15 protein-coding genes are annotated in these 12,154 nt (G+C 54.4%); 1 reads left to right on the forward strand and 14 read right to left on the reverse strand.

The features are described 5' to 3' along the window. Positions 1-64: 64 nt before the first annotated feature. From CXB49_RS09540 to CXB49_RS09565, 7 genes are all read right to left on the reverse strand, one after another. Complete coding sequence (locus CXB49_RS09540; RefSeq protein WP_101706537.1) at positions 65-1,291, reverse strand: IS256 family transposase; 1,227 nt, start codon at positions 1,289-1,291, stop codon at positions 65-67. A 42-nt stretch (positions 1,292-1,333) separates the two neighbouring features. After that, on the reverse strand, positions 1,334-1,675 hold the full coding sequence (locus tag CXB49_RS23390; RefSeq protein WP_158300711.1) for a hypothetical protein: 342 nt from the start codon (positions 1,673-1,675) through the stop codon (positions 1,334-1,336). 334 nt (positions 1,676-2,009) lie between these two features. Further along, positions 2,010-2,351 carry a hypothetical protein gene (locus tag CXB49_RS09545; protein WP_158300712.1) on the reverse strand — a complete coding sequence of 114 codons (342 nt, stop codon included), beginning with the start codon at positions 2,349-2,351 and terminating at the stop codon, positions 2,010-2,012. Continuing rightward, positions 2,348-2,947, reverse strand: a complete 600-nt coding sequence (locus tag CXB49_RS09550) for a glycoside hydrolase family 104 protein (RefSeq protein WP_199406816.1) — start codon at positions 2,945-2,947, stop codon at positions 2,348-2,350. The genes CXB49_RS09545 and CXB49_RS09550 overlap by 4 nt, the downstream gene beginning before the upstream one ends. Continuing rightward, positions 2,940-3,485 carry a PAAR domain-containing protein gene (locus tag CXB49_RS09555; protein ID WP_101708182.1) on the reverse strand — a complete coding sequence of 182 codons (546 nt, stop codon included), beginning with the start codon at positions 3,483-3,485 and terminating at the stop codon, positions 2,940-2,942. The genes CXB49_RS09550 and CXB49_RS09555 overlap by 8 nt, the downstream gene beginning before the upstream one ends. Before the next feature lie 359 nt (positions 3,486-3,844). Continuing rightward, positions 3,845-4,171: a hypothetical protein gene (locus CXB49_RS09560; protein WP_101708183.1), complete on the reverse strand. Its 327-nt coding sequence runs from the start codon at positions 4,169-4,171 to the stop codon at positions 3,845-3,847. Between the two features lies 1 nt (position 4,172). Further along, positions 4,173-4,457: a hypothetical protein gene (locus tag CXB49_RS09565; protein ID WP_158300713.1), complete on the reverse strand. Its 285-nt coding sequence runs from the start codon at positions 4,455-4,457 to the stop codon at positions 4,173-4,175. A 288-nt stretch (positions 4,458-4,745) separates the two neighbouring features. On the opposite strand from CXB49_RS09565, the gene CXB49_RS09570 reads away from it, so the two are divergent. Continuing rightward, entirely contained in the window at positions 4,746-5,792 is a 1,047-nt protein-coding gene (locus CXB49_RS09570) for an IS630 family transposase (protein WP_101706528.1), read from the forward strand. Here CXB49_RS09570 and CXB49_RS09575 read toward each other — a convergent pair. The 7 genes from CXB49_RS09575 to CXB49_RS09595 form a co-directional block, all read right to left on the reverse strand. Continuing rightward, positions 5,724-7,025 (reverse strand): type II secretion system protein GspD, encoded by a 1,302-nt coding sequence (locus CXB49_RS09575; protein WP_101708185.1) that lies wholly within the window; start codon positions 7,023-7,025, stop codon positions 5,724-5,726. The two genes, CXB49_RS09570 and CXB49_RS09575, sit on opposite strands and share 69 nt — an antisense overlap. Beyond that, positions 7,022-8,134 carry a zonular occludens toxin domain-containing protein gene (locus CXB49_RS09580; protein WP_101708186.1) on the reverse strand — a complete coding sequence of 371 codons (1,113 nt, stop codon included), beginning with the start codon at positions 8,132-8,134 and terminating at the stop codon, positions 7,022-7,024. The genes CXB49_RS09575 and CXB49_RS09580 overlap by 4 nt, the downstream gene beginning before the upstream one ends. A gap of 4 nt (positions 8,135-8,138) precedes the next feature. Next, the gene (locus tag CXB49_RS09585; RefSeq protein WP_101708187.1) at positions 8,139-8,441 is read right to left on the reverse strand and encodes a DUF2523 family protein; all 303 of its coding nucleotides are present in this window, start codon (positions 8,439-8,441) and stop codon (positions 8,139-8,141) included. Positions 8,442-8,451: 10 nt separating this feature from the next. Further along, on the reverse strand, positions 8,452-10,074 hold the full coding sequence (locus CXB49_RS23395; protein ID WP_158300714.1) for a hypothetical protein: 1,623 nt from the start codon (positions 10,072-10,074) through the stop codon (positions 8,452-8,454). 160 nt (positions 10,075-10,234) lie between these two features. Then, a complete protein-coding gene (locus CXB49_RS09590) occupies positions 10,235-10,462 on the reverse strand; it encodes a hypothetical protein (protein WP_101708188.1) in 228 nt (75 codons plus the stop codon). Positions 10,463-10,506: 44 nt separating this feature from the next. After that, on the reverse strand, positions 10,507-10,758 hold the full coding sequence (locus tag CXB49_RS23400; RefSeq protein WP_158300715.1) for a hypothetical protein: 252 nt from the start codon (positions 10,756-10,758) through the stop codon (positions 10,507-10,509). Continuing rightward, the gene (locus tag CXB49_RS09595; RefSeq protein ID WP_101708189.1) at positions 10,736-12,151 is read right to left on the reverse strand and encodes a phage/plasmid replication protein, II/X family; all 1,416 of its coding nucleotides are present in this window, start codon (positions 12,149-12,151) and stop codon (positions 10,736-10,738) included. Before CXB49_RS09595 ends, CXB49_RS23400 begins: the two co-directional genes overlap by 23 nt. Positions 12,152-12,154: the final 3 nt, after the last annotated feature.

Here is a 12,154-nt window from a genome sequence, read left to right on the forward strand (position 1 = left end):
TGCACGTTAAACGCGTATAGCAGAATCCAAGCCTGTCCGAATTTTTGTGTAAACGGGGTTTGGGTTACGCCTGTGGAATGCGTTCCTCGAACTGAATGGTAAAGCGAGTCAGCGCTGCCTTCCAATCCCGAATCGGCATGGTCCACTTCTGACTGATGTTCCTCAGCGCCAGATAGAACAGTTTCAGCAACGCCTCATCACTCGGGAACGAGCCCCGATTCTTGGTCAGCTTTCGCAGACTCATATTCACCGACTCGATGGCATTGGTGGTGTAGATCACTTTCCTGATCTCCGGCGGGTAGTCGAAGAATGGCGTTAACCGAGCCCAGTTGCGCCGCCAGGACTGACCAATCGGCAAATACTCATCATCCCACTTGGCCTCAAACTCACCTAGCCGCTGCTCAGCTTCGTCGAGGGTGGCCGATTGGTAGATTCGTTTCAGGTCGGCGGCTACTTCAGCACGCCGCTTCCACGACACGTAGTTCAGGCTGTGTCGCACCATGTGTACGATGCACAACTGCACGGCTGCTTTCGGGAAGACCGCCTCGATAGCCTCCGGGAAGCCCTTCAGGCCATCGACGCAGGCGATAAAGATGTCCTGTACGCCCCGGTTACGCAGTTCGGTCACGACCTGAAGCCAGAACTTGGCTCCCTCCGTCTGCGCCAGCCACATCCCCAGCACCTCCTTCTCTCCAGCCAGGGTAACGCCGATGGCGAGATAGACGGCTTTTACGCGTACAGCCCCCTCACGTACCTTCACGTGGATGCAGTCGAGGTAGATGATTGGATAAACCGAATCGAGAGGGCGAGCCTGCCAAGCTTTGACCTCTTCGGTGACGGAATCCGTGATGGAGGAGATCAGGCTGGGTGAGACCTCTGTGCCATACATTTCTTCCAGATGGGCCTGAATTTCCCGAACAGTCATCCCCCGGGCGTAAAGCGAGATGACTTTGTCGTCGAATCCGGTCCAGCGGGTCTGGTGCTTGGGAATGAGTTGCGGCTCAAAGGTACCCTGGCGGTCGCGTGGTACCTCGATAGGCAATTCACCGAACTCGCCCTTGAGGGTCTTTCGGCTCTTGCCATTCCGGGTGTTACCGGAGGGATTGAGCACCGGCTCGTGTTTGCTATGGCCAAGGTGTGCGGCCATCTCGGCATCCAGTGCTTTCTCGACCAGCAGCTTGGTGAGCTGTTTGAGCAAGCCGTTCTCGCCGATGAGGTCTTCGGGCTTCTGGTAATTGGCCAGCAAGCTGTCCAGTAGTGTGTCAGGTACGTCGTGTTTCTTCGAGCTCATTGTGTCTCCAGACTAGGTGGCAGTTTCCTGCCAAATGTCCGTTTACACAAAATTCAGTACACGCCCCAGAATCCCAGCAAACACAAACTTCATACCTATCCATGTCCCGATAACAGTTACCCAACTAAGCCAACGCTTTCGAGAAGGATTGACTATATTTTGTAGTGGCGTGAAAACCACCCAGCAGGCTAATCCAAATACCAATCCACTAAGCCCTTGCATAGCTACCTGCTGCCAATAGTGGTCAATATTATCGGTAATAGGTCGTCCGATAGCGCCCGCAATAAACCCAAAAGTTAGCCAGCGAATTAAATATGTCCGCCATAACATCCACGGTCTAGAGCTTGCTTTCACAATATCTAATTGAATGTCTTTATCTTTCATTTCAATGCACCACAAGCTGATCCGCTCAGATCGCCATGAGGTTGCGCGGCACATCCAGGCCACCGTCACGACGTTGTGTCCCCCCTGCCCCAGGGTCGCAGGCTCCAACGCTTCTGCCTACTGGAGAGCAAGACATCCTGCAATGACAATAGTACTTTTATTGCCTAAAATCAGGCCAAAATCGGGGTGTTTTGGTTCAAAATGGGAAAAAAGACGGGTAATACCAGTCACCCGTCTAGGCCGGCTTCGCCGGCCTTCTAGCGGCGGAGTCGGATGCGCGACAGGCATGAAAAAACCCGCCGAGGCGGGTCTTTGCCTTCCGTTGGCCACTACCCTACTGACACTGACTGCTCCAGTCACTGACAACCATATCCCGCAACTCCTCGCCCTTCACGAATACCGATAGACATTGGCCTCTCTTGTCCTTGTACTGGAGGATGCAGACACCAATGTCCATGGCGCAAGAGTAGACCTCTTTATATCCGGCACGGTAAAGAATCCTGTCCACGCCCACCAGCGTGCTCGGGTCTGGATTCTTGAACGGTTTCCAGCCATGCGCGACCACTGCTTTCCGCGCCGACCTGAACGCCTGGTCTTTTTTAAGGAAGGTGTCAGCTTGATCAGCCGCATAGACCGACGCACTTACCACCATTAGCAAAGCTAGAACCAGCCTCATTTGATCGCCCCACCGCTTGAAGTGTAATAACCCGCAAAGTCTTCATACTTGGCGTATGGCTGCTTGTATCGCCCCGGCTTGCCTTTGCCTTGCGGCAGTGCAGCCCAGCGTCCGGAGCAACGGCTCAGCGATGTTTCAAGATCGCCATCCACGATTGCCTCAATAGCTTTTTGCGCTCTGAAAATTTCCACAGCGATCAAGTCTTGCGTATGGGGCGAGAAGTCTGTAAGCCCCATACGCCCCCCCATATCTCGCCATGTCACCAGATTGATCTGGTACATACCCGCTGCGCTAGTCTTGCCGTCGTAGCCAGGGCCGGGGTGCGTAGAGTAATCGCTAAAGCGCCACTTGTCGTTCTTCTTACCTTTGATCGCCCCATACATGAAATCGTAGCCGCCGCCCTCGGCTTGGGCGATGGCTTTTAGGAATGCAGCCACGTTGGGATTCGCGAGGTATTCCTCGTTTTGCGCCTTACGGACGGCCTTCTTGTCTACCTTGATAACCTTGGCCTTGCTGTCCGTGCTGGGTGTGGTGGTCTTTTCAGCCACTTTGATCAAAGGCGTCTTTGTCGGTTCGCTGACGAGCGCTTCAGCCATTATCACCTCCCATGTCGAAATCACCGATATGGATTGCCACCACTTCAGCCACCTTGTGATCGTCGATCATGTGCGTGTAGCCGCTATCGTCGGAAGTACCGTGTTCTTTGCTGCCATCTGACCGAATAATCGTGTACTCGGCGCTCTTCAGCGGCTGACCTTCTTCGTCATGCAATTGGTACTTTTCGTTGAACATGAGCCCTGCGGCTACCGCTGCCGCAGCTGCGATGGCGCCGGAACTCCCTGCCCCTGTTGTTGCTGCTCCGCCGCCTTCATAGCTGCGCGTCACTTGTCCCAGCGTTGAAATCAGCGAGGCCCCGCAAGACGTCTTATGACCTTCGAGCGCTACTCCTTTTCCGCCTACGGTCCACGACGGATCCCCTTCTACAATTACGCAGTCTGTATGCCCTTGTCGCGGGCAGCTTACAGCGTCACCCACAAGCGCAACCGCTTTGCCGAACATAGTTGTCGTTGCCGATGCACTTGTAACATGGCCGCCATGATCGGTCGGATCACCCAGCCGAATAACAGGTTTCACGAATATCGCCCCGCTTTGAAAAACCGGAGGCTACGTCAAAGAAAAAGGCCTGTGCCACTAGTCCATGGTACAGGCCTGGAAAGCCAAAACCTCCCTCGCCGGGCGGCATGCCTGGGGGATGTTTGGCAAGCCAACATCCCCCCGGCCTTGCCGGGAGGGTTTTTGAGTGAGTAAGGGCGTCAAGGGCCCGAGTCCTCGCCTGCGCCTGCGGCTAGTCTGCGGGCCGCGCCAAGCCCTTGACCCCCTGCAGGCGCCCTAGCGCGCTCTACGGCGCGACAATCAGGAAAACCCTTCGGGCCGGCACGCCGGGCGTCCTGCAGCCGCAGAAATGGAAAAACCCGCCGAGGCGGGTTTTCGAACTAGCGCACCAGGTGGCGCGACAACGGCGGCGGCTCATGAAGCCACCGAACACGACGCGCACGCAAATCAATCCATCCATGCACAGACCAATAAAACTCATAGCTAGGCCGTAACCCCAAGAATAACAATCCCCCGACCCAGATCATCAACAAGCAGAACATGCCAGCAAGAGCACCCTCAAAGGCCGCTACAACAGTCCCCGCCTCACCATCGGGCAACAAGCAGATCATGCCATAGGTCAGCGCTGCAACCGCGACGGCAAGGACCAAGCGCAGCAAAACAAAAAATGCATCGGCAAGTAGATCAACAAGCCATAAACGCGACATATCACCCCTTCAATTTCGTTACCGTAACAAATTCTTTGGGCATGGCTTCAGGCCTCTTAATCCCAGCCCTGAAAAGCTTTTGTGCCGCACTGCTGAGTTCGTCACTAAGTTCAACAACACCAGACTGCAAAGCGACCGTTAATGCATTGACCAGCTCGGACCAATCAGCGTCATTTAACGTTACGGTGACAGTTTCTCGACGATGCTTGGCCTGGCGCTCCGCGTTGGTCATAGCCTTTCCAGTCGGCGGACGGCCTCGTTTCTTCGGCACCGGCAACATTTCCATCGTGGACTTATCGTTAGTGTCACGCAATTGACCACCCTCCCATTGAAACCATTTTACGTTACCGTAACGATAAATTCAATATTTTCGTTACAGTAACACATAAATACCACTGCCCATATTCTCGCGCCGAAGTCCTGCGCCGTCCGTCCTCGCTCCCGCTGCGGGCGGGCGGCGCAAGCCCCGGCGCTCAATGCTGCGCATCGGATTTACTGACCTGCAGCAGCAGCAAAATCTCATTACTACTATTAATTCGGCAGTAATAATCCGTACAGATTGTATACTTCCGGCATGGAAAAAATCGATGTGCGCAAGCTTGAACTGGCCGCCCGTGAGCAGCTGAGGCGTACCGCTATCCGGATGTACAAGCGAGGCCGGTCTCAAGCCAGTATTGCCGAAGAACTCGGGCTGCGCCGCCCCACCATTTCCGCCTGGGTGGTGCGTGAGGCAGCACTAGGTGCGCAGGGATTCAAAGAACAGAAGCGCGGTCGCGCCGAAGGCACCGGCCGTCGGCTGACCGAGGCGCAGGAAGCCCGGATCAAGCAGGACATCGTGGATCGCACGCCAGACCAGATGAAGCTGAGGTTTGCCCTGTGGAGTGCTCAGGCGGTCAAGGCTGTAATCAAGCAGATGTTTCTGATCGATCTGCCGATCCGTACTGTCCGTCTGTACTTGGCCCGCTGGGGCTTTACGCCGCAGCGCCCGCTCAAACGCGCTTATGAGCAGCGACCGGCAGCAGTCGAGAAATGGCTCAAGGAGGAATACCCGGCTATCGTCGCGCGTGCCAAAGCGGAAATGGCTGAAATCAGCTGGGGCGACGAATCGGCGGTGTCGAGTGTTGAGCACTTTCCGCGTGGCTACGCCCCAAAAGGCCAAACCCCAGTTCTGGTGTTATCCCAATCGAAAAGAGCGCGCATCAACTTGATTTCGGCCATTACCAACCAAGGCAAGATGCGCTTCATGCTGTACCGGGAGACCTTGACGGCCCGGGTGCTGATCAAGTTTCTGATGCGGCTGATCCGTGATGCTGGCGGCAAGAAGGTGTTCTTGATCCTCGACAACTTGCGCGTGCATCACAGCAAGCTGGTGCAAGCATGGTTGGAGGAGGAAGAGAACAAGAAGGCGATTGAGTTGTTCTTCCTGCCCAGCTACTCACCGGAACTGAACCCGGATGAATACTTGAACGGCGACCTGAAGGCCAGAATGAGCGCAGGTGAGCCGGTTCGATCAGACGGTCAACTTCAAGGGAAAGTGCTGTCCCATTTACGCTCATTGCAGAAGCAGCCGGCCAGAATCCGGTCGTACTTCCGGCATGAAAAAATCCGCTACGCGGCATGAGCTTTCTGTACGGTATTTGACTGCCGGATTAATAGCATCGCTAGATGAGGCATCAAACAGCCGCGGCAGGAAGCTGAAACCCTTGCGGCTCCCCTGCTCTTTGCTCTGCTGCAGGCCGCCCAGCAGCACCATATCGCCGTCCGCCAGCGCTACTGCAGTAGACAGCTCCCGCTTCGTCAGCGTGGGGCTGTTATCGACTCCCGTTTCCGTTTTGGCAAAGTCGCTGATCTGCTGACGAATGCGCATATCGATGCCTCCCGAACGTACAAACGGGGTCAGATCGAAGATCACACCCGACGAGCGGTATTCAATGGACTGAACGGGCGTCGAACCACCGTTCGGATACGAGATTGACGATACCGTCGGCACTTCCTGGCCAACAGACAAATGCGCCACCTGGCCGGAGTTGACCAAGAGCCGGCTATTCGTCACCACCTTAAACCGGCTATCGCCGGCCAAGGCGCTAAACACGGCATCAACCGTGCCAGACTTGAAGCGAATAAAACTGTCCTGCTGAGACGCCGCCGTATTGAGGCCCAGCGACAACTTACCCCCCAGGACGGACAGCAGCAGGTCGAATGCACTGCCCTCGCGCCGACCGGTATTGACCTCGTAGACCAGGCTGCGAACCATCACCTGACCTACAGGAACATCCAGCTGAGGCAGCAGCTTCTGCAGACGCACAATATCCTGCGGCTCCCCCATAAAGACGAGCACATCCCCGCCAGCCTTATCCAGCAATGCAGCCGCAGAACCCGGAACCGTAGGCGCATCCGTCCGTTGCTCAGGCGCCACCGGAACCGTCCGGTTTGCAGAAAATGCCCCCTTCACAAACGGCCCCAGGAGATCCGCCAAATAGCTGACGTCCCGAAACTTCGGGTGATAGACGAAGACGTCTGAGGCCTGCGCCTGGCCCTCCCCCTTTGGCATCACGAAATCAACGCCGGCGCGATCCTCAAGCACATAGCCCAAGCCTCGCAGAAAGTCCCGCCAGAACCCACGCAAATCGCCACGCGCGCCATCAAAACGAAACGAAACTTGCCGCTCATCCTGCAATACCTTCGGATCAAGTACATACGGGGTCTTCAACGCCTCGACATAGACCAACTGGACGACTTGAGCGACCGTCACCCCCTGGAAGTCAAACCGCACCGCCTTCGTCGACGACGGAGCCGCCACCGCAGCCTGCAGCAAGCCCAGCAGGGCCAACGCCAGAAAACGGAAGAGGCTCATTTACGGACCTCCTGAGCGCGCTGCACACCAGTCCAGCGCATCACCTTGCGGCCGTCCACCGTGCCGATCTGCGCCGCGCCCACCCCCTGGAACATCGAGGGCGACTCAACCCGCAACCGGCCGGCCCCATCAACCAAAACCACATAGCTGTCATGCTCATTGGATACGCTACCGACAATGCGCCAAGCGTCGGAAAAGTCAGACGGCGCGGACGGCGCGGGCAGGCTGTCTACGCGAGGAGCAGCCGCAGAAGCCGCCGGCGCTGACGCTGACGACTTAGATGCAACCCCATCGCCCGACGGCTTAACCGCCTCAGCGCTAACAGGATGAAAATATCGCCATGCATAATAAAGCCCCAGGGCTACAGCCACACTTAAAAAACCAACGCGAAAAAACAAGAATTTATTCTTGGCAAATACATTTTGCCTAGAATCCACCGCCAATTCCTTTGCTTTTTCGTGCGAGTAACTCTTATATAGCGCATAAATCTCTGGCCGAAGCGAAAGCGGACCGCGCTGGCTAAATGGCTTCTTGGAGATTCGCGCCCCGATATACAAGCTAACTACGTAGTGATTTTTTAGCCCGACCTCTTTAGGCTTGTGCGTAATACTGGTCATTTCAATCTTCCCCTTCAGCTGGCGGGAAAGAAGGGTAATATCAGGATCAATCACAACCAAGTCACACGTATGGCCCATCTCATTCGAAAAATGTCGATGCTCACGGAAGAAATAACTGTGCGTTCGCTTAACTCTAGTTCCGCCCTGCTCCCAATGTCGCGTAGCCTCATCAATAATCACCAAATCGCCCGGCCAAACCTTAGGGTAGTCCATAGCAGGAACAGAAGACGGCTTATCTAGCGCCTCCTGACCGGGAAAGAAATCCTCATCATCAGGTGCGCCGCGCGTGCAGTTTCGGATATGCCCAATGCAAATTATCTTCTCCGGACTGCCAAAATTCTGCGCCACATAATCATATATATCTGAAATCCTCAAACCCTCAACATTGGTCAGAACAAACCGACCGTCCGCCACCGCAGGCAGAATGACGTTTTCAACAACACCATATGTTTTCCCTGAGCCAGGACCACCACCAAATGCATTAATAGGCATAATATCAACCAATAACAGGAATGCGACGAATCATGAAGCTCAAAACATGAGCACTTAGCATTGCTGGAACTGCCGTTGTCACGCCCAGCAAATCCATAAAATACCAAACCCCAGTTGGCAGCGCAGAAAATGCTTGAGTCAAATAAATGCCAGAGGATGGAAGCAAAGTAACAAGCACATCAAAAAACTCTTTTACCACAAAATACAAAGCAAAAAACGTAACGAATTTAACAATGATCGACCGAACCAAAAAGGCCAGTGCCGCATTCATTGCAGACGACAATATGGCAAAAAGCGCTGCCGGCATAAACACCTCCTTAGGCTGACAGAATTACCATTAAAGCAGCCAACATCCAAAAGACTGTCATTATCGACTGTAGCGCGGCCCTATTCTGCTCGACAAAATCACAATGTGCAGTAAACGTAAGCGTGGCGCCAAACACCTCAGCAGATGGCCGTGGGCATTCAGAAGAATGTGCCGGCATTTGAAAATGCTGCAGATCAGGAAATATATTTAATATCGGATTTAAAATATCCATAGCAGATGGAGTCTTTTCCAATCCTGGCAAACCGATACCAGGATCAAGGCCTAAGTCCACTTGACCAGAAGGCATAGGGTTTGGCGCAGGGATAGGATTCGGATTAGGGTTGGGATTGGGGTTCGGATTGGGCATTGGATTAACACCCGGATAGACACCAATTCCGACACTCACCGCCTGACCAGGGTAGCTTGCCGGCGATAATGCATCATTCAAACTAGGCTGTGCCGCACCCGGTGTCTGTTGGTATGTCTGCACATCCTGGGCCGTAATAGGATTTGCCACAGAGTACGGCAGCCCCTGGTAATCCGGATCGGCAGCAGCTTGCCGCCATGCTTCATTTGCAATCGTTGCTAATGCCTGCTGAGGAATGGGGAGACGCTTCACATCTAAGTCAAAATCCTGATATGCATCTTCCAGCGTCTTGTATTCCTTCGGCAACAACCTCGGATTGACAACAATACCCGTATCCGCCTCACTTGGATTGCTCCAAGTATACGACCAACCAGACGAACCATTCACCCAGACAGGATATTGTGACGTCTGAAAAACACGCCACTTCAACGAGCTAGAGTCAGGCGCAACCAAACGATAATCGGATGAGACCTTTTTAGGATAGCTGCTGTAATTACCCTTCGTGCCATCAATATAGGCCTGTCGATTATTCTTTTCATCATTTGCCCAATAATCGCTCGTGTACTTGAAGTAGCCCTTCAAAGACTCAACACTCTCCATGACAATGACCGTATCACCCCACGGCATATAAAAAGGATAGCTAGATAAATCCTTCACCAGTGCGGGATATGCCATGCAAAAAGAAGAGCTGCAAGAACTCGCGCGATAAACTGTCACGCCATTGACGGCAACATAGGAGGAGACTGTTCCGTCAGAGCTTGGCGCAACATAGCCTTTATCTTTTTTAACGTCCGGCTCTTTCGTAATCTTGCCCGGCGAAACTGTGACTTTAACCTGGGCAGGAGCAGGCATAGATGGATTCTGCGGAGCAGTCGGAATATCGGGGTTACTAAACACCATCGCCCCACCTGCCGTAATACCCAGACCAACCAAGAGAGTCGCCCACACCGGCGCCCCCATGATTGCCATCGTGGCCCCGACCCCACCCGCAACAACATTAACCGCTGTCAGCTTTCGACTAATTCCGGCCATGGTGGCCTTATAAACTGGACTATTGGCAGCCTTCATCAACCATGCAGAATCATTGGCAGCAACCGTTATCCCCTCTGCCGCCGCCACCCTGGAGGCGACAATGCCACCGATTGCACGATTGATAACGAACGTTTCTACAGGTGCCAAAACAGGATTGGCCATGGCGAAGCGCGAAAATATCGCTATGCTAAGCGCGCCCAGCATAATAAAAACAGCCACTTTCCAATTATTCATCTCACCCCCTAATTTTTCAGACCAAATCCCGTAATAACAGCCCAAGCCGAAACCAGGCCCCACGCAAAACACATTAAATCCCAGCAGTGCTGAAGCATATTTCACCCGAAAAAAAAGGAGGCCGGGGCCTCCTTGAAACAAAAGCAGGGCTATCCGCAAACTACGCCCGGCGCTTCATCAGCCCCAGGACAGTGCCGGTGCCGAACAGCACTTGATAAATCCCGGCCAGCACGATAGAGATTGCCATAATGGCCGCAATTATCTCGCCACTAGAAAAACCATTAGTCAGGGCGGTAAGGTTCATACCAGTCTGGCCAGTCCCGGTATCAGCAAATGCCGAAGCGGAGGAGGCCATGCCGGCAACCAGCAGTGCATAATATTTCGTCATTACAGTTACTCACGGAAAAATGCGGGGAAAGCGCCCCGCGCGCGTTAATAACGGCCCCCGCGCTTAATAAACGCCAAGACCGTACCAATTCCATGTGCTTTAAAATGCAGAAGCAAGACCGAGACAAAAGCCATACTCCAAACTGCAGACAGTTCGGAATAATCCAGCGGTGCCATTGCCGCCTGATACTGCTGATATTCGTTAGCCTGCAAAACCACCAATGCCGTGCACTGATCGATAGGCGTTGCCGAACTATGCAACTGCCCGGCCGCATCAACATTCACGCAGATGGCCATAGCCGCCCTCCTCTACCGCGCTACCACCGCGCAATGCCGCATAGTGATTTCGTGACGGTGACGAAAATTGAGTGGGCTCCTGCGGCGAAGACGACATCCGCGCCGGCACCTGATACGAGTCCAGGGCCTGGGCAAACGCGGCGAGACGATCCGGATCGCCGACGATATCGCCGTTCCCGATCTGGAGAACCGGCTCCAACTCGTTGGCTGCAACCGCAGACCTACGCTCCTCGCGCTCGATCTTGCGCAGGGACTCGACGGTCTCCTTGCGCACCCGGTCGACGTACAACCGCTGCTGATGCGCCCAGTACCAATCTGGGCACTCCAGAGGCTTGGCCTCGATGACCTTGATGACGTGGCTGACTTTCTCAAACTTTGCCAGCGGTTCGGAAATGTCGATGCCGTATTCGCGCAGCTGCTTGGCATGGCGATAAAACGCCGACTTACTCAGTAGCGGACGGACATCCTCACCGCGCAAATAGCAAGCCGCAGTCATGCGAACCTTGGACGGCAGGCCTTCCAGATCGAGACGGGTAATGTCCTCACGAACACGGTTAAGCAGAGGCGTTACCCTGCCCTCGTACAGCTGAACCACCTTCTCCATGGTGACGTCTCCGAGATAGCGCAAACCGGCATCACGAAGGAGGAGTCGCTTGGCTTTCAGCTCAACGCGGACCACGCCGTTTTCGCGCGCAAATTGATAAACAGGGTCAGTTTTGATTTCAGTTTTAGAGCGCCCATGCATATGACCAGGGGCGAGCATTTCGATGTGCTTGATATACGCGGTCAACTTGTAGCGGCCGCCCTCTGAACCCCAGGTGCAGGCCTCGGGACTATGGCGGGAGCGCTTGATATTGCTCATCGACTGCGTGGACAGCCAGCGCACAAACGCTGCAGCGTTGTCCTCAGAGCCGGTGGCCAAGTTCTGCGTGACGTGCAATTCGCTGATCGTGGCACCAGTCCACTGAATCAGATTCACGCCATGCTGCAAATCATAGGTTGAGGGGTTCGAGTTGATGGCCCGTTCCCCAGCCGTAAACGGCGGCAGGCGATAGCGCCCTAGAATTTCGTTGCACTTCTCGATTGTTGCTTCGAGGTCAAGGTTGTAGAGGTTGTCAGCACGATCTAATCGACCCACATTGCCCTCTATCCGGACGGTGAAACCATCGCTTTTCACCATGACCAAACTGTCAAAGCTGCCACGAATGGCCAACTTAGAGGTATTGCCCCACTCCACATCTTCAAGTAGTTCGCCGGTTTCCATATCCCGGCCCCACTTCCCGACTACACCGCTATCGACAATCGGCAGCACCGGCTCAACCTCCCCAGTCTCGGGGTTAAGCCGGCCGGGGTGCCGCTGCGATATGTTGATGTAGTCGATGAAGTAGCGCATGCC

This window comes from Chromobacterium sp. ATCC 53434, assembly GCF_002848345.1.
Taxonomy (GTDB): Bacteria; Pseudomonadota; Gammaproteobacteria; order Burkholderiales; family Chromobacteriaceae; genus Chromobacterium.